We start from the raw sequence: 21188 nt of genomic DNA, 5'->3' as shown, positions 1-21188 counted from the left end.
CCCCAGGCTATGCGACGCCACCCACAGGAAGGCGCAGGGTCAGGAAATGAGAGGCCCGGTCCAGGGCTTCGTCGGCCTCGTCCATGACGCCGGCCATCAGCGGGTAGACGTGCGGTGCGCCGGCGACGACGTCCAGGCTGACGTCGACGTCGTGCTGCGCCGCGCGGACCGCCAGGCGGAGTGAATCGTCGAGCAGGACCTCGGCCGAACCGACCTGGATCAGCAGCGGTGGCAGACCGGTCAGATCCGCGAGCAGCGGGCTCGCCAGTTCGTCGCTCGGATCGTGACCGGCGAGGTAATGCTCGGCGTACCCGGACATGTGTGCACGGCTGAACAGCGGGTCGAGGTCCCCTCGCGCGTCCATGCTCTCGCCGGACAACGTCAGGTCGACCCAGGGCGAGAAGACGGCGGCAGCCACCGGCAGCGGCAAACCTTCACGGCGTGCGGCCACCAAGGTGGCGAGCGCTGCTCCCCCGCCAGCCGAATCACCCACGATGACAATTGGCCGGCCACTCCCGAGCAGTTCCTTGTACGCCGCCAACGTGTCGTCCACCGCGGCCGGGAACGGATGCTCCGGCGCGAGCCGGTACTCCAGCGACACCGCAGGTAGACCGGTACGCCGTGCGAGCGGCGCGGCGAGGTTGGCCCCGGTCCGGGCCGAACCGACCACATAACCGCCACCGTGCAGGTAGAGGATCACCGCGTCGCCATCGGCACCCGCGACCTGCACATCCAGAGCGGGCCGGCCGCCCAGTGTGCGGGGAGTGAGTGTGACGTCGTCGCCCAGCGGACGGTCGGCGAAGATCGCGTCGAAGTCGGCCCGCTCCTGCGCCGGGGTCCGGTCGGGGTCCCGCTTGGTCATCATCGATCGCGCCGCAGCGCGTTGGTCCTGGCTCATCGTCGGTCTCCGTCGCTCAGTGATAGATTCCAAGGAATACAGTTCCTGATAACTACATTCCAAGGAACCTAATTCCCACGAAGCAGGATCTGCCTGTGACTGATCTCACATCATTGTTCACGGACCTGGTCCGGCTGGAGACGCGGCTCTACAACGTCCTCGACGCCCGACTGAAGGCCGAGCACGGCCTGCCGCTCGGCCAGTTCGAGTTCCTGCGCTTCCTGGCGTCCCGCGGTACCGCCCGGGTCTACGACCTGGCGCAGTGGGCCGCGATCACGGTCGGAGCCACCAGCAAGGCCGTCGACCGCCTCGAGGCCGCGGGCCGCTGCCGGCGGATCGCGAACCCCGGCGACCGCCGTTCCTCCCTGATCGAGCTCACCCCCGCCGGCACCGAGATCCTGACCGCGGCGACACCCACCGTCGACGCCGAGCTGATGACCTGGGTCGGCTCGGTCCTCCCGGCCGAGAACCTCGAGCAGCTCGCCACCATGGTCTCGATGCTCCGCCGGCGCGCGGAGGCCGACCCTCGGACCGACCGCGCCGAACCCAAGGCGATCCCCGGGAGCTAGGCGCCTCGCGCCGGAAGCATCGTTGCCGGGAGCAACGTCACGGCCGTGAAGACGAGCACCCACCAGAACGTGTCCGCGAACGCCGCTGCGGGATCGCCGGCGTGATGACCGAGACGCGACTGCAGGATCGCTGTCACCACGGCGGCTCCGGCCGAAGCGCCGAGGGTCGTCACCGTGGTGATCAGACTCGTCGCGCTGGGGATGGCCGCGGGGTCCAGACCGTGATAGGCCGCGACCGACACCGGCACAGTGGCCGCCGCGATGCCCATCCCCCAGACCAGCAAGGCGATCGCGAGGACGACGAACGAACTCGTGTCCGTCACCTGCGTGAAGGCGAACGTCGCGACGACGGTGATCCCGACACCGGCGAGAGCCACGGGCCGGGCGCCGATGCGGTCGGTCGCCCTGCCGACGTACGGCAGGGCAAGCATCGTGCCCAGACTCTGCGGGGCGAGCAGCAGCCCCGCCTCCAGTGCACTGTGACCACGAACCTGCTGGAGGTACAGCGGCATCAGGAGCATCGCGCCGAACACCGAGAAGCGGGACAAGAAGTTCAGCACTGTCGCCACGGTCACCGGACGGTGGCGGAACAGCCTCAGGTCGAGCAAGGGCATCGTCGACCGCAGCGCATGCACCGCGAACGCCGCGAGCAGCAGCACACCACCGATCGCCGACGGCCACGTCGCCGTACCGCTCAGAGACAGGACGAGGAGCGCGATCGCCGGTGAAACGAGCGCCAGCCCGATCAGGTCCAGCCCAGCCGAGCGAAGTACGGCGTCGGCCCGAACGGTCCTCCAGGCGAGTGCGATCGCGGTCAGCCCGATCGGCAGGTTGACCAGGAAGATCCACCGCCAGCCGATCGTGTCCACCACCAGGCCACCGAGCGGTGGACCGGCGATCGGCGCGAGCTGGGCGGGAATCGCGACCAGGCTCATCACCCGGCCACGACGGTCGGGACCGGCGGCCTTGGCGAGGATCATCATGGTGAGCGGGATGATCATGCCGCCACCGAGCCCCTGCAGGACGCGGAACGCGATCAGACTGCCCGCCGACCAGGCCGTGGCACACAGCGCCGACCCGGCACAGAAGACAGCCAGCGCCGTCAGCCACATCGCCCGGGCACCGAACCGCTCCACCAGCCGGCCTGTCGTCGGGATCGTGATCGCGATCGACAGCAGGTACGCCGCACTGACCCATTGGACGGTGACCACAGACGCGCCGAAACCGGCGGCGATCCGGGACAGCGCCACGGTCACCATTGTCATGTCGAGCAGCGGGGTGAGGGCTCCGACCATCACCACGCCGCCGAGCTTCAGAATCGATCGATCCAGGGCAACGTCGGTCATCCACAGCACACTACACCGTGCAGTGTAGTAGCGCTACACTGCACGGTGTAGTCGATCGGGGAGGAGCACCCACGGTGGTCAGGGAAGGGTCGCCGGCCAAACGGGCCGCGATCGTACGCGCGGCGTTGAAGGTCTTCCTCGCCGAGGGCTACGCCCGCGCCGGCGTCGACGCCATCGCCGCCGAGGCCGGTGTCTCCAAGCGCACGATCTACGACTACTACGGCGACAAGGAGCGGCTGTTCCTGGCGGCGATCGCGGAGACGCGCGCGGGCCACGAGAAGGGCTTCGAGGCACTGCTGCAGGAGACCATCGACGACGTCACCGACCTCGAAGACGCGCTCTTCCGCTTCGGGCGCGTGTTCGCGACCGAGGTGGCGAAGTCGGCCGAGCGGACCGAGATCCTGCGGCTGATGATCGCCGAGGCGGCCCACTTCCCAGGCTTGCTGGCGGACCGGCCGACCAGGACCGCCCTGGCCGACCGGCTCGAGGCACTGCACCAGCGCGGCCTGCTCGACGTACCGGATCCGGTCGAGGCGGCCGAGTTCCTCGGCGTCCTTGTCACCGGTCCCGTCCAGAACCGGACCTGGTACGGCGCGGTTCCGGTCGATCAGGACGAGATCGATCACCTGGTCCGCAGCGGCGTACGGATCTTCCTGGCCGCCTACGGCAGATGACCGCCGCCCGACCGCCGGGCAGGGCGGTCGGGCGGCGGTCGAGGATCAGCCGATGTGGTACGGGTCGCCGTACACCTTCCAGTCGAGTGGGGTGTTCAGGTCGAGGTTCCCGTTGCCGAGCCAGACCCGCTGGGCGGTGTCGACGCGGCTGGTGTCGCTGTGGGCTTCCTCCTGCTTCATCGCCCAAACGCGGGCGTCGAGGAAGGCGTTCAGGTACGTCGTCTCGTTGCCACCCTGCGCCGGCGGCTTGGCCGTCTGCAGCGCGCGACTGCGGATGCCGCCGAAGCTGGTGCCGCCGTTGCCGGGACCGTGCATGACGATCGCGTCGTAGTAGCAGAACTGGCCGAGGATGCGCAGTCCGTCGGACTTGCCCCGCGACACCGACGGGTTGAAGTAGACCCGGTCGCGCTCGTCGTTCTGGCACTGCTGGAACGCGGTGTCGCTGGCCGCCGTCTTCCAGTCCTTGGTGTAGTTCGGGTCCAGACCGTCGTGCGAGTCGCTGCCGTCCACGTCCCGCAGGGCCGGCAGGTACTTCTGCAGCACGTTGCCCGGCTTGCGGTCGGCGTACAGCTCGACGAGTTCGAGCATGTCGCCGGTGCCCGAGCAGAACCCGATGATGCCCGCGGTGTAGCCACGGCCGTCGTCGATGTCCTCGATGTAGGTGTACTGCGCCTCCCAGTCCAGCGAGGAGTTCTCCGCGCTGCAGACGATCTGCATCGCGATCTCCTTCTTCGCCGGATCGTCGAGGCCGGTCGCCTGGACCGCGGCGTCGGCGGGCGAGGCGTAGCGGGAGACGAGGGCGGTAGCCGGGGCGGCCGCTAGGGTCAGTCCGAGCAGCAGCGCGGTCCTGCGCGTGGGGCGGGTCTGCATGGTTCCTCCGAGGGGCGTCCGAGGATTACTGTTAGGAAGCTTTCCTATCAGACCAGAGGCAGAGATGAGAACACTTCACTCCGTGAAGATTGTGTCTCAGGCGAAAACGGTCAGTGCACCGGGAGCGATGCCGATGTCGACCGGGAGCGGGCCGAGCACCTCGCCGTCGGCGTACGCCGTGATCCCGGGCGACTCGATCCGGACCGAGCGGCCGCGCGCCGTTCGCAGCATCGGGTGGCCGACATGCGTGCCCTTGGACAGCTTCGGGAACATCTGCAGCAGGGTGAACCGCGACACCGGCTGGATGATCGTCACGTCGAGCAGTCCGTCGTCGATCTCCGCGCCGGCACAGATCTGCAGTCCCCCGCCGTACGTCGGCCCGGTGCCCACCGCGACCAGCATCGCCTTGGTCTCGATCACCTCGCCGTCGACGGTGACGACGTACTCGAGGGGTTTGAACGTGCGTAGTTCGGCCAGGGTGGCGATCGTGTAGCGAGAGTTGCCCTTCGGCCAGCTCATCGCGTTGGCGCGCCTGTTCACCAGCGAATCGAAGCCGCCGGCCACGACCGTGGTGATGTACTCGTCCTTGGCCACCGCGAGGTCGATCGCGCGGGTCTTGCCGGCCACGATCAGGTCGGCCGCCGCGGCCGGATCCTTCAGTGGTACGCCGATCCCGCGGGCGAAGTCGTTGCCGGTGCCGGCCGGGATCACGCCGAACGGCATCCCGGACTTCGCCAGCACCTGGGCGCCGAGATGGACGGTGCCGTCGCCACCGATCAGCGCGACCGCGTCCGCACCGGACGCGACCACCTCGGCCGAGATCCGGCCGACGTCCTCCGCGCAGGTAGTGGCGTGAACGTCGACGGTGATCCCCGCCGCTGCGAGGCGTTCGCGGACCACCGGAGCCACGCGGGCACCGAGGCCGCGGCCGGAGGTGGGATTCACCACCAGCGCGATCCGTCTGGTCATCAGTCGGCCAGCAGTTCCTCGGCCCTGCGGGCCTTGCGCTTGTCGAGGATCCGCGTGATCACCTCGGCAATGAAGAACAGCAGACACATGGGGATGGCCAGCAGGCACATCGTGAACGGGTCACCCGACGGTGTGGCGACCGCGGCGAAGACGAAGATCACCAGCACGATGTACGGCCGGAACCGGCGCAGCGCGGACGACGGCACCACACCGAGCATGTTCAGCAGCACGACCACGAGTGGGATCAGGAAGGCGACGCCGAACACGATCATCGTGCGCAGCACGAAGTCGAGGTAGTCGGGCAGCTCGACCAGGTTCTGGATGTCGAGTGGCGTGAAGCCCAGCAGGATCTCGATGCCCTTCGGCAGGGTCCAGTACGCGACCCAGATGCCGGCCGCGAACAGCGGAGCGGCGATCCCGGAGAACAGGTAGGCCCACTTACGTTCGTTGCGGTGCAGGCCTGGCGCGATGAACGCCCACAACTGGTAGAGCCAGACCGGCGAAGCCAGGATCAGCCCGAACAGTGCCGAGATCTTGATCCGGAACGTCAGCGCGTTTCCGACGCCGGGGAACGTCAGCTGCGGGGTCTTCACGTTCCCCGCGTCCTTGGCCATCTCGGCGACGCTGGTCAGGAACGGCTTGGTCAGGAACTCGAAGGCCTGGTTGTAGAAGACCCAGCCGACAATGGTCCCCACCACGATCGCGAGCACGCTGATGAGCAGGCGGTTGCGCAGCTCGATGATGTGCTCGCGCAGGGTCATCCGACCCTCGTCGTCCTTCGGGCGGCGCTCCTTCTTCTCCTTACGCCGCCCGAACTTCACCATTGACACAGCTGGGGCGCTCGGCTCAGTTGGCCGTGTGCGTCGGCGGCAGGCCGTCGCCCGGCGCCTGGCCGTTGACCTGGTTCGGCTGCTGCGCCGGCTGGGCCTGCGGGGCCGCCTGCTGTGTCGGAGCCTGGGCGGACTCGTTGCTGCCCTCGGTCAGCTCCGAGTCCTTCTTCTTCGGGCCGACCTCCTCTTCCCAGATCTTCTTCGACTTGCCGAGCTGCTTGACCAGCGCCGGCAGCTTGGCCGATCCGAACAGCAGCACGACGATCGCGAGGATGACGAGCCACTCCGCGCCCTGCGGCATACCGATGAGCGGTGCTGCCATGTCGATCTCCCTTTCACACACACTTGCCTGGTGGCTCAACGCTGAGTCGTGGGCCGAATACTACGCCGGGGCGTGCTCGCCCCGATGGGTCTGTCCGGACCCGGCCGCGGACTGCGCTGCCTCCAGCTTGGACTGGGCGGCGACCAACTCACGCGTCAGCGCCTTGGCCTGGCCCCATACCTTCTTCGCAAGCAGAGCGAGGACGGATAGCCACACCGCCACGACTGCGAGAAAGAGCAGGAACCAGTACATACCCAGGAGCCTAGCCGGTTCCCGGGCATCGCCCACGCCCCGCGTGGCGTCTCGGCGGACAACGGTGTCGGAACGTGATGGTAAAACCGAGTGTCTCCAGCGGGACATGCCCGGCCCGGCGAGTGGGCAGGGTCCGCGGGGACAAGGCTGTGGTACGGCGAGATGAGGGGGCGGTTGATGTTGCGGATCGGGGTCGAGGAGCGGCGGACCCGGCTGGGCCGGCGGCATCGCCTGCTGTCTTCCTGCCACGCGGCGGATCCGGTGGAAGCTGCGGCAGCGATGGTCGCCTTGCACGCCACCGATCCGGCCACCGTGCACCTGTCTGTGGCCGCTCGCGTACCAGGGAGTGATGTGCTGGGCACGGAGCGTGCACTGTACGACGACCGCACGCTGATCCGGATGCTCGGCATGCGCCGGACCGTGTTCGTCGTACCGACGCCGTTCGCGCCGATCGTCCAGGCGGCGTGCACCGACGACATCGCGGTCAAGCAGCGGAAGCTGCTGGTCAAGCACCTGACCGAGTCCGGGGTCGGACCCGACGCGGACGCGTCCGGGAAGTGGCTGCGGGCGGTCGAAGAGTCAGCCGCGACTGCGCTGACGCTGCGCGGATCGGCGACGGCGCAGGAGTTGTCCGCCGACGAGCCGCGGCTGCGGACCCGGCTCAACCTGGCGGTCGGCAAGGCGTACGCCGCTCAGCCGTATGTGACGAGCCGAGTGTTGTTCCAGCTGTCGGCCGAGGGGCGGATCGTGCGCGGACGGCCGCTGGGGACGTGGCTGAGCGGTCAGCACCATTGGTCGCCGGCGGAGGACTGGCTGCCTGGCGGACTCGGCGACAAGCCTGCGGCTGAGGAGGCCCGGGTGACGCTGGCGCGGGCGTGGCTGTCGACGTTCGGACCGGGTACGGCGGCGGACCTCCAGTGGTGGAGTGGGTGGACGGCCGGCCAGACGAAGAAGGCGCTGACCGCGGTCGAGGCGGTCGCGGTGGATCTGGACGGCCAGGTCGGGTACGTGCTGCCCGGCGACGAGGCGCCTGAGGTGCCGGTGGAGCCGTGGGTCGCGTTCCTGCCCACGCTGGACCCGACACCGATGGGCTGGAAGGACCGCGACTGGTACCTCGGCGAGCACAAGGCGAAGCTGTTCGACAACACCGGCAACATCGGCCCGACCATCTGGGCGGACGGCCGCATCGTCGGCGGCTGGGGGCAGCCCGAGTCAGGCGAGGTTCGCTTCCAGCTCCTCGAGGACGTCGGCCGCGAAACCACCCAACTGATCGAAGCCGAAGCCGCCCGCTGGACCACCTGGCTGTCCGGCGTCCGAGTCACCCCACGCTTCCGAGCTCCGTTGGAAAAACAGCTGAGCCAGAACTGATCCGCCCCGCTGTCCCCAGCCCTCCCCCGGCCCCGCTGTCCCCGGCCCCGCTATCCCACCCCAGCCCCTCCCCCGGCGCGGCTGTCCCCCTGGCCTCCCGGCTCCGGCTCACCTTCTCTCACCGCGGTGAGTTTGAACGGACAACCCCTGAAGTTGCCGCTTGTCCGGTCGTAATTCGACGGGAGAACGTGCAACCCGAGGGGATATCCGCTCAAATGCCCGCACGCGCGGCGGGGACGCTGCCCGGGCTCGGGCGGGGCGCGGGGGTGGAGGTGTCGTCGTGCGCCGCGAGCTCACGCTCAGCATCCGTTGCCTGGCCGCATCTGGGGGATACCCCGACTTTCTGGCGATGCCGGCCGGGTCGAAGCGAGATCGGGGAGTTCTGCCTGCCGAATCCGGTACACCGCGCTCCCCGGTCCGGCCCTGCGGCTGTTGATGTGCAGATGGACAGGTAGTGCACCGGCGATACACCGTACGCGCGAGGCGTTTCAGCTCAGGTGCACTGCGGGCTGCTTGACACTTCCTGTCCGAATGCACAGTCCGCCCTCCCGGTGCCTCCTCCGGACGCGCTCACACGACCACGCGCGGAGGGAGAGGGGATCTCCCCTCGGGTTATGCCCGCTCCCCTTCCATACGAACGGAGAAGGCACCGTTTGAGGGGACATTCCCTCAAACGCACTCGGGCAGGCCGGGGACGGGCGGGTGGCTGGGGTGGGTTAGTCGTCGTAGGCCGCGAGGGCTTCTCGGGCTGTGGCGGCTATCTGGGTGGTGAGGTCGGGTGGGTCAAGGACTGTGGCAGCGCCGCCCAGGCGGAGGACGAGGCGCTGGAGCCAGCCGGTGTCGGCGACGCGGAGCTTGACGATCAGGGAGTTGCCGGGACCCTCTTCGACGGACTCGTTCGGGTAGTACTCGGCGACCCAGCGGGCCGGCGGGTCCAGCTTCACCGTCGCCAGCAGGTCGCGCTCGGACGGCTGGAACATCCCGTTGGACAGGTCACGTGGCGTCGCCTCGGGCGGCGGTTCGCTCGGCAGGTCCAGCAGCTTCACAGCCGCGATCCGGTCAAGGCGGAACAGCCGCACATCCTCGGCCAGCCGGCACCACGCCTCGAGGTACGTACGCCCCTCCGAGACGACCAGGCGCATCGGGTCCACGTCCCGCTCGGTGGTCTCGTCCCGCGACGGTACGTCGTACGTGAGGTGCAGGCGGCGCTTCCCGGCCAGGGCGCGGTTCACGGTGTCGGCGATCCCCGGGTCGGCCGGCTCGACGTGCACATGAGCGGCCGCGCCTTCGCTCGCCGCCGCGGCCTCTCCTGCTGCGCGCTCCAGCTTGCCGATCGCGCGGTCGACCGCGTCCCGGTCGTTTCCGGCCGTCACCTCACGCAACGTCCGCAGCGCGGTCAGCAGCGCCAGCGCCTCGTCCGCGGCCAGCCGCAGCGGGCGAGCCAGGTAGTCGGCGTTGTTGATGTGGATGACGCCGTCGCCCTCGGCGGCCTCGATGTCGATCTCGATCAGATCGCCCATCTGCGCGCCCGGCAGACCGCAGAACCACAGCACCTTCAGGTCCGCGATGATCTGCTTCGGCCGTACGCCGAACTCCTTCGCGACATCGTCGACTCGGGCGCCGTCGTTCTCCCGCAGATAAGGCACCAACGCCAGCAACCGCTGCACCTGATCCCGAGCATTACTCATCCGCCCGCCACCGTCCGCAGCCTCCACAAGACGCCGTCCAGCACGTCTCCAGGGCCTTCGACGACCGCATCCGGGCCGTACGACGCGATCTCCTCGGCGAGCACGCCGGAGTCGGCGTACGGGACGTGCAGCAGGTCCCAGCCCTCCTCGTACGGCTCGATGGCGTTGGCGCGACGGCGCAGGCTGACACAGGAACCGGTGCGGGCGCGGACCTTCGCCTCCGACGTCGGACGCGGCGGACCCAGCTCGGACACCAGTGAACGCAAGTCGGTGCCCTCGGGCACGGTGAACGCGCGCGGCTCGCCGACCGTCTTCACATCCCCGCCGATCCGGGACAGCCGGAACATCCGGGTCGCCTGACGGTCGCGATCCCGGCCGACGACGTACCAGCGGCCGTGCCAGGAGACGATCCCCCACGGCTCCAGGGTCCGGGTGGTCGGCTCCGAGGCGCCGCTGCGGAGGTGCTGGAAGCGCACCACGGTCCGGCTCACGACCGCCGACCAGAGTGGGTCGAAGGCCGGCTCGGACGCGCCGACGTGCGGCTCGATCGCGCTCAGCGCAGACTGGTCGGTCTGGATCCCGGCGGCCTTCAGCTTCAGCACCGCGGAGGTCGTCGCCTCGGCCAGGCTGGCGTGCTGCCAGACGCGGGCGGCAACGCCGAGTACGGCGGCCTCGTCCGGCTCCAGGTGGACCTCGGGCAGTTCGAACACGTCCCGGCGGATCCGGTAGCCGACCTCGTCGGAGAAGAACTTGTCGATCGTGCCCATCTCGATCGGGATGCCGAGGTCGCGCAGTTCGTCCTTGTCCCGCTCGAACATCTTCTCGAAGGCGTCGTCGGTCTGGCCCGCGTACCCCTCGACGACCTCGCGGATGCGTTCCTTCGTCACGTAGGTGCGCGCGACCAGCAGGCAGATGACCACATTGAGCAGTCGCTCACTCTTGCGCGCCGACACCCGACCACCTTACGGCCTGAGAGCGTCAAATCCCGCCCTCCCGCACCGAAATCTTCGAACACCGGTTCGACCCGCTACTCTCGCCCTGTGATTCGGTGGCGGGACGGTGTGGTGAGTGCGGTCGGGCGGAGCTGGGCTGGTGCGGTTGAACTGACTGTGACGGTCGGCGGACAGTCTGTGCGCGCTCTCGCCTACCCCGACCTGGTCGGTACGCCGAACGCCGGCGACCGGGTGCTGCTCAACGTCGGCGCGCTCGACAAGGGCCTCGGAACGGGCGGCTACGCGCTGGTGGTCGCCTTACCGGACCGGCTGCCGGCCGACCGTCCGGAGCGCGGTCACCTGGTGAAGGCCCGGTACACGCCGCTGCAGACCATGGTGCTCGGCGCGGACGAGCAGGACTCACCGGACCACGACGTACTGCGTGACGCCGACGACCTGTTCGGTACGCCGGTCGTGGTGGCGGACCTGCATTCGGCGCTGCCCGCCGTACTGGCCGGGGTGTACGAGGCACGGCCGACCACACGGGTCGTGTACGTGATGACGGACGGTGGGGCGCTGCCACTCGCCTTCTCGCGCACTGTGGCGTCGCTGCGGGACAGCGGGTGGCTGGGTGGGACTGTCACGGTCGGCCAGGCGTACGGCGGCGATCGGGAGGCGGTCACGGTGCACACCGGTCTGCTGACCGCCGTACACGTGCTGGCGGCGGAGCTCGTCGTACTGACGCAGGGGCCGGGCAACCTCGGGACCGGGACTCGCTGGGGGTTCTCCGGTGTGCAGTCCGGTGAGGCGGTCAACGCGATCGGGACGCTCCACGGGCGGGCTGTGGCGTCGCTGCGGATCTCGGAGGCGGACCCGCGGCCGCGGCACCGGGGGATCTCACACCACAGCCTGACGGCGTACGGCCGCGTCGCCCTGCAGCCGGCGGACGTCGTCGTACCCGATCTGACCGGTGACTTCGGGGACGCCGTACGGGACGCAGCCGAGCCGCTGAAGGCCCGGCACCGGGTCGTGCGGGTCGGACTGGACGGCCTGTACGACGCTCTGCGGGCCGCACCGGTCAAGTTGTCGACGATGGGACGGGACCTCGACGGCGACCGCGCGTACTTCGAGGCAGCGGCGGCGGCTGGGCGGCACGCAGCGGGTCTGGTAGACGTTCCACCACCTGGAGTGGGGTCTCAGTACTCCTGATCCGGGCGGCTGCGGCGGTCACGCTGGAAGCATGGCAATCATCGCTGCTCCTGAAGCCCCGCTGACCGCTCGGTGGGCCACTCTGATGTGGCTGCTCGCGGTCGGTGCCGGGGTTGCGGAATCGGTGGTCGGAGTCGCCGGGGCGATCGCAGATGGTGTGTCACCGTCGGCTCTGGTGATGCAGATCGCCGTCCGCAGCCTCATCTACGGCGCACTGTTCGTCGTCATCGACCGATTCTTCCGCCACGGTGTCCCCTGGTCGCGCTACCTCCTGGCCGGCCTGCTGGGCACGGTCGGTATCGCGTCTCTCGTCTATGGACCGGTGACCTGGCTGCTCGACGGCGGAGACTTCACGACGCTGCAGTGGTCTGTGGAGTTCGTGGCCTCAGTTGCGGTGCGCAGTGTGCACATCACCGCGGTGGTGACTGCGCTGGCGCTGACCTTCCACCCCGACACAACCCGCTGGTTCCGCCGCTGAACGCACCAAGGGCCGGTCCCCACCTGGGGAGACCGGCCCTTGAGGTGAACGGCTACTGGCCCTGCTGCTTCGGAGCCGGGAACGCGTTCAGTACGTCAATCACCGCGAAGGCGGAGATGGACTTGCCGGAGGCGTCCTTCGACGGGGGCAGCTCGACCAGGACGCGGCTGCCGATCGGCATACCGGCCAGGCCGTCGACCGGACCGGCCTGACCGTTCGGGCCGGGTCCGACCTGGAGCTGGTCGGTCGGGGCCGGCGGCTGCGCCGGCGAGGTCTGGGTGGCGGGCTGGCCGTCCCAGGTGCTGGCCTGCTTCTTGCCGGCGTAGTCGAAGACGGCGTACCGGGTGATCAGCTGGCTGCCCTTCTCGATCGGCTTGCCCTTGCCGAGCGCGATCACAACCGGCTTGCCCGGCTTGGCCGGCGCCTTGAAGCCGGCCGGGACGGTCGCCTTCGGCTCCGCGTTCAGTCCGCCGGTGATCTTGATCTTGGTCGCCGCCGAGGTGGCCGGCGTCGCGTCCAGCGGGGTGTCGTTCCCGGCCGCGCCGACCAGGTCGACGACGAAGATCAGCGTGTCGTCGCCCTTGATCCCGGCCTGCTCGTTGCCCTGCTCCTTGTAGCCCTTGTCGGACGGGATGGACAGCATCACCCGGCTGCCGATCTTCTTCCCGACCAGACCCTCGTCCCAGCCGCCGATCACGCCGCCGACCCCGATCGGGAACGACGACGGCGCACCGCGGTCGTAGGAGTTGTCGAACACCTTTCCGTCGCGCCAGATCTGACCGAGGTAGTTCGCGGTGAGCAACTCGCCCTTCTTGACCTCGGGACCGTCGCCCTCCTTGAGGACCTGGGTCACCAGGCTCTTCTCCGGGTCACCCTCGCGATGGGTGACGGTCGGCTTCTGGCCGAAGTCAGACGTCACCTTGATCCCGCCCGCCCCGAACTCGGGCTTATCCGATCCGCAGGCCACCAGGGAGGACCCCAGTACCGCCACAACGACCAGACTCAACAACTTGCGCACGAAACCAGCACCTCGAAACATCCCGGCGCGCTCCGCGCCGCTCGACACACAGGGGGCAACAACGCGGCCAACCCTAGCCTGCGCGACCAACCCCGCCACCGCCCGGCCGCGTCACCGTTCGGTCACGCCACGCACAGTCACCCGGCTCAGCGACGTACCTGACCTGCGACTACATGCTGGCGATGAGTTTCTCGACGCGCTCGTCGTGGGACTTGAACGGGTCCTTGCAGAGCACGGTGCGCTGGGCCTGGTCGTTGAGCTTCAGGTGCACCCAGTCGACGGTGAAGTCGCGGCGGCGCTCCTGCGCACGCTTGATGAACTCGCCGCGCAGCCGCGCCCGGGTGGTCTGCGGCGGCACCGACTTCGCCTCGAAGACGCGCAGGTCGTCGACGACCCGGGTGACCGCGCCCTTGCGCTCGAGCAGGTAGTACAGCCCGCGCGGCCGGTGGATGTCGTGGTAGGCCAGGTCGAGCTGGGCGACCCGCGGGCTGGCCAGGCCGAGGTTGTTCTGCTGGCGGTAGCGCTCGATCAGGCGGTACTTGATCACCCAGTCGATCTCGCGCTCGATCCCGCTCAGGTCGCCGGACTCGATCGCCTTCAGCGTCCGCTCCCACAGCGACAGCGCCCGCTCGACGGCCGGCGTCCCGAGCTCGCGGCGGTCGACGAAGTCGCGCGCCTTGGTCAGGTACTCCCCCTGGATGTCGAGGGCACTGGCCTCGCGCCCGTTCGCCAGCCGGACCTCACGGCGGCCGGTCATGTCGTGGCTGATCTCGCGGATCGCGCGGATCGGGTTGTCCAGGGTGAGGTCGCGCATCACGATGCCGGCCTCGATCATCCGCAGCACCAGGTCGGTGCTCGCGACCTTGAGCAGCATCGTGGTCTCGGACATGTTCGAGTCGCCGACGATCACGTGCAGCCGGCGGAACCGCTCGGCGTCCGCGTGCGGCTCGTCGCGGGTATTGATGATCGGCCGGGACCGGGTGGTCGCGCTGGAGACGCCCTCCCAGATGTGCTCGGCCCGCTGTGACACCGAGTAGACCGCGCCGCGCGGCGTCTGCAGCACCTTGCCGGCACCGCAGATCAGCTGCCGGGTGACCAGGAACGGGATCAGTACGTCGGCCAGCTTGGCGAAGTCGCCGTGCCGGCTGACCAGGTAGTTCTCGTGGCAGCCGTAGCTGTTTCCGGCCGAGTCGGTGTTGTTCTTGAACAGGTAGACGTCGCCGAAGATGCCCTCGTCGTGCAGCCGCTTCTGCGCGTCCACGAGCAGACCCTCGAGGATCCGCTCACCGGCCTTGTCGTGCGCGATCAGGTCGGTGACAGAGTCGCACTCGCCGGTCGCGTACTCCGGATGGGAGCCCACGTCGAGATAGAGCCGCGCCCCGTTGCGGAGGAACACGTTGCTGCTCCGCCCCCAGGACACGACGCGCCGAAACAGGTACCGCGCCACCTCGTCGGGGGTCAGTCGGCGCTGACCGCGAAAGGTACAGGTGACGCCGTACTCGTTCTCCAGACCGAAGATTCGCCGGTTCACACACCCCACAGTACGGTGCCGCTCCGACAACCGGGCCATGTCTCAGGCGCGCCGTTCCCCGGCGTTACCCCTTTGATGTCAACCAGCGCGGCCCGAACGGACGTACGCACCTGACTTTCCGCAAGCGACTGGCATCGGGGCAGGTAGGAATTTCCTGGGATAGAGAGATGAAGCGGGCGTGCCGGGCCAGGCGAGTGCGGCGCCACCGGCGCTGGCCGGGGGCTGCACGCTGAAGGTCGGGCCAACTGGTGGATCAGGTCTACAAGCGGAAGATCGGCGGCGGGCGGCCGGCGGAGCCGGGACTGCCGCTGCCCACTGGCTTGGGCAGCGGCTGTCTGTTGTGTCTGAGCTCGTGGCTAGCATCCGGTGGGTGACGGACGTGCGGGCGTACGTCGAGTCCGGCGTACAGCTGGCGATCGACGACGGGACAGCCGCGTGGGTCTTCGAGCCCGAGCGGTGGGGGCGCTGCGGGCAGGGTGCCGACGAAGCTGCGGCGCTCCGCGATCTTGGTGCGGAGCTCGGAGCCGACCTGCGGTGTGTGGTGGTGGAGCGGGTGGTGGGTGACGAGCAGGCGTTCGAGCGGGATCTTGTTCCTGCGGCGGGCGCCGAACGGGCCGCGACGTTGAAGCTTCTCGAGGAGAGCCGGCGGGAGACGGCTGCGCTGATCTCGTCCTGCTCCCCCGCGATGCTCGACTTCGATGATGCTGATCGGGTGCTGCCGTCGTTCGCCGCGTGGCGGACGGTGCGGCAACTCGCCTGGCACATCGTCGACACCGAGAGCCGGTACTACCTCCCGTCGCTCGGTCTGCCCTACCGGGAGCCGTTGGAGAACTTGGCCGACGAGTTGGAGCAGTCAGCCGAGCATGTCCGCCGTACCGTCGCCACGATGCCGGCGGACCTGGTACGGCGGGTCGACGGCGAGGTGTGGACGACAGTGAAGGTCCTCCGCCGCCTCGCCTGGCACGAGCGGTCGGAACTACGCACGCTCCGCCGCCTGGTCGCCCTCGCTCTGCGCTAGATAGCGCGATCTTCGGAAACAAAGGTGCACCCAGCGACGAACAGTTTCCGGTGTTCGGTGCGGGCGCTCTGGGGATCAGAGGTCGACGAGGTCCAGGAGTTGGCCTAGTTCCTTAGGGTCGAGTGGACGGAGTTCGCCGGTGTGGAGGTTGCCTCGGCGTACCGGGCCGATCGCCGTACGGGTGAGGCGCTTGACCGGGTGGCCGATCGCGTCGAACATGCGGCGGACGATGCGGTTGCGGCCCTCGTGCAGGCTGATCTGGATCAGCGTGCGGCCGCGGATGCTGGAGACGACCTTCACCGTGTCCGCCTGCGCCGGGCCGTCGTCGAGTTCGATCCCATCGAGGAGCGTGCGGAGTACTGCCGGCTTGACGTTGCCCTCGACCTCGGCGACGTACGTCTTGGAGACCTCGTACGACGGGTGCGTGAGGCGGTGCGCGAACTCACCGTGGTTGGTCAGCAGCAGCAACCCCTCGGTGTCGGTGTCGAGCCGCCCGATGTGGAACAACCGCTCCGGCCGGTCCTGCACGTAGTCCGCGATACACGGCCGGCCCTGCGGATCCGCCATCGTGGTGACGACGCCGCGGGGTTTGTTGAGCACCAGGTACACGTGCGCGCTGACCGGCGGGATCCGCTCCCCGTCGACCCGGATCACCGAAACCTCCGGATCCACCCGCACCCCGAACTCGGTCACCACCGCCCCGTCGACCTCGACCCGCCCCTGCTCGATCAGCAACTCGGCATTCCGCCGACTCGCCACCCCCGCCTGAGCCAAAACCTTCTGCAGCCGAACCCCGTCCTCACCCATCAGACCGACGAACCCCAACCACCCTAGAATCCAACCCACTCACGCCTTCGCCGTCCCCGTCATCCACAGCACCCGACCCACCAGCCCCCCACCCGTCCTCACCCGAGGTCCCGCCTGCATCCGAGGTCTCGTCCTGGTCCGCGATCTCGTCCTGATCCGCAGCGTCATCCTGCACCGCGACGTCCAGGTCCCCGTCAATCCCAGCGTCCGCCTCATCCGCGGACTCCCGCTCACCCGCGTCCGCGGGACCCGCGTCGTACGCCGAGCTCGCGGCAACCTCGCCCTCGAGCTCACCCGGCCCGCCGAAAGCCCCCTGACCGACGTAACCGGAGTCCTGATCATCCGCACCCGCGGAACTCAGGTCGCCGCCGATCCCGGCATCCGCCTCGTCCGCAGACTGCGGCTCACCCGCGTCCGCTGGATCCGCGTCGTACGCCGAGCTCGCGGCAACCTCGCCCTCGAGCTCACCCGGCTCGTCGGAAGCCCCCTGACCGGCGTAGCCGAAGTCCGAATCCTCCGCGCCAGCGGAACTCAGGTCCCCGCCGATCCCGGCGTCCGCCTCGTCCGCAGACTGCGGCTCACCCGCGTCCGCGCGACCAGCGTCGTACGCCGAGCTCGCGGCATCCTCGCCCTCGAGCTCACCCGGCCCGTCGAAAGCCCCCTGGCCGGCGTAGCCGGAGTCCTGATCATCCGCGCCAGCGGAACTCAGGTCGCCGTCAATCCCGGCAGCCGCCTGGTCCGCGTGCTCGCCGACCGGTGCCGGCCCAGCGGCAGCAGCTGCGTCCTCACCAGACTCATCCGCCTCGACGGTACTCAGATCCCCGTCGATCCCAGAGTCCTCGGCATCTGCGGCCTCCAGATCTCCGTCGATCCCGGGATCCGCCTCGTCCTCAGGCTCGCGCTCGACGAGTTCGCCTCCGTCAACGTACGCGGGGATCTCATCCCCCGACTCCCCCGGCTCCTCGGATTCTTCGGGTTCTTCCGGCTCTTCGGCGGTCGCGGTGGCGGCCTCGGTGGCTGGTGGTTCGGTGGGGTCGTCGGTGGGCTGGTTGGTGGGGGCGGGGATGGTTTGGGCGGCCAGCTCTTCCTCGATGTCGTCCATTTCGGGGAGGTACGGCGCCAGTTCGGGGAGGTCGTCGAGGGACTGCATGCCCATGCGTTCGAGGAAGTACGTCGTGGTGCGGTAGAGGATCGCCTGGGATTCGGTGTCGGCGCCGGCCTCCTCGACCAGGCCGCGGGCGACGAGCGTGCGCATGACCCCGTCGACGTTCACGCCACGGATCGCGGAGACGCGCGCCCGGCTGACGGGTTGCTTGTACGCGACGACCGCGAGGGTTTCGAGTGCGGCCTGGGTCAGGCGTGCTTGCTGACCGTCGAGGACGAAGCGCTCGACGTACGGCGCTGCCTCGACGCGGGTGTAGTAGCGCCAACCGCCACCCACCTCACGGAGATCGAACCCGCGGCCCTGCTCGGTGTACTCCTCGGCCAGCGTGTTCAAGGCTGCCGAGATGTCACCGGTCGGGCGGCCGACCGCACGAGCCAACGTCAGCACAGGCAACGGCTCGTCCGTCACCATCAGAATCGCTTCCAACGCCCGCCGCATGGTGTCGTCATCAACAACAACCTCATCCCCCACCGGCACCTCGGTCTGCCCCGGAGACAAGTGCTCCTCGTCATCCCCCACCAGGTCGCCCTCGGCCGAACCGCTGTCCCGGTCCGCCAGGTTCGCATCTGCGATCTGGGGAGCGCCACTGCCCGATTCCGGCAGGTTGTCCTCCCCGGTCTCGGCTGAGTCGCTCCCCGAACCGGTTTGGGGAGCGGTCTGGCAACCGGAGTCAGCAGAGGTGGCGTCGTCCGTGGAGGCGGTGGGGTCTTCGGTGGAGGCGGTGGGGTCTTGGGTGGAGGCGGTGGCCACGGTGGTGTCTTCGGGGTTGGTCACTGGGGCACCGTCTCGTCGTCGTCGGTGGGGGGTTCGGCGGGTTCCAGGAAGTCTGGGTCGTCGGCGACCTTGGGGGCTTCACCGTCTTCGGGGTCGGGTGGGTGGAGTTCGTCGAACTCGTCGCTGACGTCGATCTCGCCTTCGTCGGTGCCGGTCCAGCGAATGGTGAGTTCGCCGAGCGGGGTGACCTGGTCGAAGGCGACGGCGGCTTCGCGGAAGAGTTCCAGCAACGCCAGGAAGCGGCAGACCGTGGTGACGGTGTCCGGCGAGTCAGCGACCAGCGCACGGAACGTGGTGCTGCGCTGCCGACGGAGGCGGTCGACGATGACGAGGGCCTGTTCGCGGACTGTGACCGTCGGCGCGTGCAGGTGCGCCAGCGACACGCCCTCCGGCAGGTTGTCCTTCCGAGCCAGCGCGCGAGCAGCCAGCGCAGCCAGCCCGGCCGGATCGATCCCCAGCAGTACCTCGGGCAGCAGCTCGGCGAACCGCGGCTCCACCCCGACCGCCCGTGGGAACCGCCGCGACTCGGCCGCCATCCGGTCGTGTATCAGCGCCGCGATCTGCTTGAACGCGCGGTACTGCAGCAGACGCGCGAACAACAGATCCCGGGCCTCGAGCAGCGCCAGGTCCTCGTCGTCCTCGACCTCGCCCTTCGGCAGCAACCGCGCCGCCTTCAGGTCCAGCAGCGTCGCCGCGATCAGCAGGAACTCCGACGTCTGGTCCAGGTCCCACTCCGACCCGAGTGCCTTGATGTGCGCGATGAAGTCGTCGGTGATGACCGACAGCGCGATCTCGGTGATGTCGAGCTTGTGCTTGCTGATCAGCTGCAGCAGCAGGTCGAACGGCCCTTCGAAGTTGACCAGGTGAACGCTGAACCCCTTGCCCTCGGCAACAGCCGGGGCAGCGTCGTCCGCGCCCAGGTCGAGAGGCAGCGAGTCCGGCGCCACGGTCACTCCGAGGCCTTGAGCCGCCGTACCAGCACCGAGTCCGGTCCGTGGTCGACGAAGTCGGCCAGCAGCACGTCGATCGCCTCCCGGACGATCCGGCCGCGATCGGCGTTCAGGCCGTGCTCCTCGCGCAACGCGAGTCTGGTCTTCTCCAGGCCGATCAGCTCCTCCTCCGTCACGTACACGGTGATCTTCGTGTCGTGCCGGATCCGACCGCTGGACTTGCGGTCGTCGACGACAGCCGTGCGCGACCGGACTCCGGCCGGCGTCGGGCTGTCTGTGGTGGTGCGCTTCTCGGGTCTGGTCTGCTTCGGTGCCGCACCCCCGAAGAGTTCACTGGCACCTGGCAGGCTCACCCGGCGGGACAACGCGCCAGCACCTCCTTGGCAAGGTCGCGGTACTGGGTAGCCGCTTGGGACGAGGGGGCGTACGTCGTGATGGGCTCGCCGACGACCGTGGTCTCGGGGAACTTCACGGTACGCCGGATGACGGTGTGGAAGACGCGTTCGTCGAAGGCCTGGACCACCCGGTCGAGGACCTCCCGGGCGTGCGTCGTACGCCCGTCGAACATGGTGCCGAGGATGCCGACGATCTCCAGCTTCGGGTTGAGCCGGTCCTGCACCTTGCCGATCGTGTCGGTCAGCATGGCCAGGCCGCGCAGCGCGAAGAACTCGCACTCCAGCGGTACGACGATGCCGTTCGACGCGGTCAGCGCGTTCACCGTGAGCAGACCGAGCGACGGTGCGCAGTCGATCAGGATCACGTCGTAGTTGGGGATGATCGGTTCGAGCACCCGCTGCAGGGTGTACTCCCGGGCGACCTCCTGGACCAGCTGTACCTCGGCCGCGGACAGGTCGATGTTGGCCGGCAGCAGGTCGAGGTTCTCCACCCGGGTCGGCCGGATCACCTCGTTCGGGGTGATGTCGCGCTGCATCAGCAGGTTGTAGACCGACAGCTCCAGGTCGTGCGGCTGGACGCCGAGGCCGATCGAGGCGGACCCCTGCGGGTCGAAGTCGATCAGCAGCACCTTGCGCCCGGTCTCGGCGATCGCCGCGCCGAGGTTGATCGTGGTGGTGGTCTTGCCCACGCCACCCTTCTGGTTGCACATCGCGATGACCTGGGCCGGGCCGGTCTTGTCCGGCCGCTGCGGCACCGGCAGGTCCGGTAGTGGCCGGCCGGTCGGCCCGATCTTGTTCCTCGGGCCGTGCGCATCAGTCACAGGTGCGATGTCCTCCGCGGTGAGCTTGGCCGTCGGCCTGGGCATCTCCGCATAGTTGTCGGGTACGGTCAGATTCCGCTGCGGCGCGATCGGTTGGGCAGGCGTCGGCAGCTGCTCGGTGCCCGGGAATGTCGACTCGTTCATGACTCGTCAAACCTTTCAACCGATACGGGCGATCCCAGCGACTGTAAGCGTGCATTCAAGCACTCTCAACCAGCCACTCCGCACCGGGGTGGGGTGGTTTGTCGACATGCCTCCAGACGCGGTCCATCACCGCGCCAGGATGACCAACCGTAGTCAGATG

At 68.8% G+C, this 21188-nt stretch carries 22 protein-coding genes; 6 read left to right on the top strand and 16 right to left on the bottom strand.

The annotated features are described in order from the left end of the window. Positions 1 to 7: 7 nt before the first annotated feature. Entirely contained in the window at positions 8 to 898 is an 891-nt protein-coding gene (locus ACIBG5_RS24105; RefSeq protein WP_396393728.1) for an alpha/beta hydrolase, read from the bottom strand. 95 nt (positions 899 to 993) lie between these two features. Between ACIBG5_RS24105 and ACIBG5_RS24100 the strand changes: the two genes are divergently transcribed. Next, the gene (locus ACIBG5_RS24100; protein ID WP_396393727.1) at positions 994 to 1467 is read left to right on the top strand and encodes a MarR family winged helix-turn-helix transcriptional regulator; all 474 of its coding nucleotides are present in this window, start codon (positions 994 to 996) and stop codon (positions 1465 to 1467) included. Here the strand turns inward: ACIBG5_RS24100 and ACIBG5_RS24095 are convergent. Further along, the gene (locus tag ACIBG5_RS24095; protein ID WP_396393726.1) at positions 1464 to 2813 is read right to left on the bottom strand and encodes a DHA2 family efflux MFS transporter permease subunit; all 1350 of its coding nucleotides are present in this window, start codon (positions 2811 to 2813) and stop codon (positions 1464 to 1466) included. The genes ACIBG5_RS24100 and ACIBG5_RS24095 overlap by 4 nt on opposite strands. 74 nt (positions 2814 to 2887) lie before the next feature. Between ACIBG5_RS24095 and ACIBG5_RS24090 the strand changes: the two genes are divergently transcribed. After that, positions 2888 to 3487 (top strand): TetR/AcrR family transcriptional regulator, encoded by a 600-nt coding sequence (locus ACIBG5_RS24090; RefSeq protein ID WP_396393725.1) that lies wholly within the window; start codon positions 2888 to 2890, stop codon positions 3485 to 3487. A 45-nt stretch (positions 3488 to 3532) separates the two neighbouring features. Here ACIBG5_RS24090 and ACIBG5_RS24085 read toward each other — a convergent pair whose 3' ends face one another. From ACIBG5_RS24085 to ACIBG5_RS24065, 5 genes are all read right to left on the bottom strand, one after another. Further along, the gene (locus ACIBG5_RS24085; RefSeq protein ID WP_396393724.1) at positions 3533 to 4357 is read right to left on the bottom strand and encodes a chitosanase; all 825 of its coding nucleotides are present in this window, start codon (positions 4355 to 4357) and stop codon (positions 3533 to 3535) included. Between the two features lie 96 nt (positions 4358 to 4453). Then, positions 4454 to 5326: a diacylglycerol/lipid kinase family protein gene (locus tag ACIBG5_RS24080; protein ID WP_396393723.1), complete on the bottom strand. Its 873-nt coding sequence runs from the start codon at positions 5324 to 5326 to the stop codon at positions 4454 to 4456. Then, entirely contained in the window at positions 5326 to 6150 is an 825-nt protein-coding gene (tatC, locus tag ACIBG5_RS24075) for a twin-arginine translocase subunit TatC (RefSeq protein WP_396393722.1), read from the bottom strand. The genes ACIBG5_RS24080 and tatC overlap by 1 nt, the downstream gene beginning before the upstream one ends. Positions 6151 to 6172: 22 nt before the next feature. Then, positions 6173 to 6478, bottom strand: coding sequence for a twin-arginine translocase TatA/TatE family subunit (locus ACIBG5_RS24070; protein WP_396393721.1), 306 nt, complete (start codon positions 6476 to 6478; stop codon positions 6173 to 6175). A gap of 60 nt (positions 6479 to 6538) precedes the next feature. Continuing rightward, positions 6539 to 6730, bottom strand: coding sequence for a hypothetical protein (locus ACIBG5_RS24065; protein ID WP_131356273.1), 192 nt, complete (start codon positions 6728 to 6730; stop codon positions 6539 to 6541). Positions 6731 to 6907: 177 nt separating this feature from the next. On the opposite strand from ACIBG5_RS24065, the gene ACIBG5_RS24060 reads away from it, so the two are divergent. Next, positions 6908 to 8098 carry a winged helix DNA-binding domain-containing protein gene (locus ACIBG5_RS24060; protein WP_396393720.1) on the top strand — a complete coding sequence of 397 codons (1191 nt, stop codon included), beginning with the start codon at positions 6908 to 6910 and terminating at the stop codon, positions 8096 to 8098. A gap of 716 nt (positions 8099 to 8814) precedes the next feature. On the opposite strand, the gene ACIBG5_RS24055 is transcribed toward ACIBG5_RS24060, so the two are convergent. Together ACIBG5_RS24055 and ACIBG5_RS24050 are read right to left on the bottom strand one after the other, a co-directional pair. Continuing rightward, complete coding sequence (locus ACIBG5_RS24055) at positions 8815 to 9786, bottom strand: helix-turn-helix transcriptional regulator (RefSeq protein WP_396393719.1); 972 nt, start codon at positions 9784 to 9786, stop codon at positions 8815 to 8817. Continuing rightward, positions 9783 to 10739: a helix-turn-helix transcriptional regulator gene (locus tag ACIBG5_RS24050; protein WP_396393718.1), complete on the bottom strand. Its 957-nt coding sequence runs from the start codon at positions 10737 to 10739 to the stop codon at positions 9783 to 9785. Before ACIBG5_RS24050 ends, ACIBG5_RS24055 begins: the two co-directional genes overlap by 4 nt. A gap of 87 nt (positions 10740 to 10826) precedes the next feature. On the opposite strand from ACIBG5_RS24050, the gene ACIBG5_RS24045 reads away from it, so the two are divergent. Together ACIBG5_RS24045 and ACIBG5_RS24040 are read left to right on the top strand one after the other, a co-directional pair. Further along, positions 10827 to 11927, top strand: coding sequence for a DUF3866 family protein (locus ACIBG5_RS24045; protein WP_396393717.1), 1101 nt, complete (start codon positions 10827 to 10829; stop codon positions 11925 to 11927). A gap of 31 nt (positions 11928 to 11958) precedes the next feature. Then, a complete protein-coding gene (locus ACIBG5_RS24040) occupies positions 11959 to 12405 on the top strand; it encodes a hypothetical protein (RefSeq protein WP_396393716.1) in 447 nt (148 codons plus the stop codon). 52 nt (positions 12406 to 12457) lie between these two features. Here the strand turns inward: ACIBG5_RS24040 and ACIBG5_RS24035 are convergent, their stop codons facing one another. Both ACIBG5_RS24035 and pafA read right to left on the bottom strand, forming a co-directional pair. Next, a complete protein-coding gene (locus ACIBG5_RS24035; RefSeq protein WP_396393715.1) occupies positions 12458 to 13423 on the bottom strand; it encodes an FKBP-type peptidyl-prolyl cis-trans isomerase in 966 nt (321 codons plus the stop codon). A 169-nt stretch (positions 13424 to 13592) separates the two neighbouring features. After that, on the bottom strand, positions 13593 to 14954 hold the full coding sequence (gene pafA / locus ACIBG5_RS24030) for a Pup--protein ligase (protein WP_112239386.1): 1362 nt from the start codon (positions 14952 to 14954) through the stop codon (positions 13593 to 13595). A gap of 370 nt (positions 14955 to 15324) precedes the next feature. On the opposite strand from pafA, the gene ACIBG5_RS24025 reads away from it, so the two are divergent. Next, positions 15325 to 15972, top strand: a complete 648-nt coding sequence (locus ACIBG5_RS24025) for a DinB family protein (protein WP_396393714.1) — start codon at positions 15325 to 15327, stop codon at positions 15970 to 15972. 75 nt (positions 15973 to 16047) lie between these two features. Here the strand turns inward: ACIBG5_RS24025 and ACIBG5_RS24020 are convergent, their stop codons facing one another. From ACIBG5_RS24020 to ACIBG5_RS24000, 5 genes are read right to left on the bottom strand one after another with little or no spacing between them, the layout of a single operon-like run. Further along, positions 16048 to 16782, bottom strand: coding sequence for a pseudouridine synthase (locus ACIBG5_RS24020; RefSeq protein ID WP_360446569.1), 735 nt, complete (start codon positions 16780 to 16782; stop codon positions 16048 to 16050). Further along, the gene (gene scpB, locus ACIBG5_RS24015; RefSeq protein WP_396393713.1) at positions 16772 to 18718 is read right to left on the bottom strand and encodes an SMC-Scp complex subunit ScpB; all 1947 of its coding nucleotides are present in this window, start codon (positions 18716 to 18718) and stop codon (positions 16772 to 16774) included. The genes ACIBG5_RS24020 and scpB overlap by 11 nt, the downstream gene beginning before the upstream one ends. Continuing rightward, positions 18715 to 19665: a segregation and condensation protein A gene (locus ACIBG5_RS24010; protein WP_396394163.1), complete on the bottom strand. Its 951-nt coding sequence runs from the start codon at positions 19663 to 19665 to the stop codon at positions 18715 to 18717. The genes scpB and ACIBG5_RS24010 overlap by 4 nt, the downstream gene beginning before the upstream one ends. A 2-nt stretch (positions 19666 to 19667) precedes the next feature. Beyond that, positions 19668 to 20033: a hypothetical protein gene (locus ACIBG5_RS24005; protein WP_131356301.1), complete on the bottom strand. Its 366-nt coding sequence runs from the start codon at positions 20031 to 20033 to the stop codon at positions 19668 to 19670. Next, positions 20018 to 21028 carry a ParA family protein gene (locus tag ACIBG5_RS24000; RefSeq protein WP_396393712.1) on the bottom strand — a complete coding sequence of 337 codons (1011 nt, stop codon included), beginning with the start codon at positions 21026 to 21028 and terminating at the stop codon, positions 20018 to 20020. The genes ACIBG5_RS24005 and ACIBG5_RS24000 overlap by 16 nt, the downstream gene beginning before the upstream one ends. Between the last annotated feature and the right edge of the window lie 160 nt (positions 21029 to 21188).

Origin of the sequence: Kribbella sp. NPDC050241, from assembly GCF_044459685.1 — a bacterium.
Classification (GTDB): domain Bacteria; phylum Actinomycetota; class Actinomycetes; order Propionibacteriales; family Kribbellaceae; genus Kribbella.
The sequence above is the reverse complement of the archived record's forward strand: the minus strand, read 5'-3'. Positions and strand labels throughout refer to the sequence as shown.

What these genes read in the sequence shown, in the direction of transcription:
- ACIBG5_RS24065 (WP_131356273.1), bottom strand. Translation starts at nt 6,730, where the DNA reads ATGTACTGGTTCCTGCTCTTTCTCGCAGTCGTGGCGGTGTGGCTATCC.
- tatC (WP_396393722.1), bottom strand. Translation starts at nt 6,150, where the DNA reads ATGGTGAAGTTCGGGCGGCGTAAGGAGAAGAAGGAGCGCCGCCCGAAG.
- ACIBG5_RS24040 (WP_396393716.1), top strand. Translation starts at nt 11,959, where the DNA reads ATGGCAATCATCGCTGCTCCTGAAGCCCCGCTGACCGCTCGGTGGGCC.
- ACIBG5_RS24105 (WP_396393728.1), bottom strand. Translation starts at nt 898, where the DNA reads ATGAGCCAGGACCAACGCGCTGCGGCGCGATCGATGATGACCAAGCGG.
- ACIBG5_RS24095 (WP_396393726.1), bottom strand. Translation starts at nt 2,813, where the DNA reads ATGACCGACGTTGCCCTGGATCGATCGATTCTGAAGCTCGGCGGCGTG.
- ACIBG5_RS24055 (WP_396393719.1), bottom strand. Translation starts at nt 9,786, where the DNA reads ATGAGTAATGCTCGGGATCAGGTGCAGCGGTTGCTGGCGTTGGTGCCT.
- ACIBG5_RS24070 (WP_396393721.1), bottom strand. Translation starts at nt 6,478, where the DNA reads ATGGCAGCACCGCTCATCGGTATGCCGCAGGGCGCGGAGTGGCTCGTC.
- ACIBG5_RS24085 (WP_396393724.1), bottom strand. Translation starts at nt 4,357, where the DNA reads ATGCAGACCCGCCCCACGCGCAGGACCGCGCTGCTGCTCGGACTGACC.
- ACIBG5_RS24060 (WP_396393720.1), top strand. Translation starts at nt 6,908, where the DNA reads ATGTTGCGGATCGGGGTCGAGGAGCGGCGGACCCGGCTGGGCCGGCGG.
- ACIBG5_RS24000 (WP_396393712.1), bottom strand. Translation starts at nt 21,028, where the DNA reads ATGAACGAGTCGACATTCCCGGGCACCGAGCAGCTGCCGACGCCTGCC.
- ACIBG5_RS24080 (WP_396393723.1), bottom strand. Translation starts at nt 5,326, where the DNA reads ATGACCAGACGGATCGCGCTGGTGGTGAATCCCACCTCCGGCCGCGGC.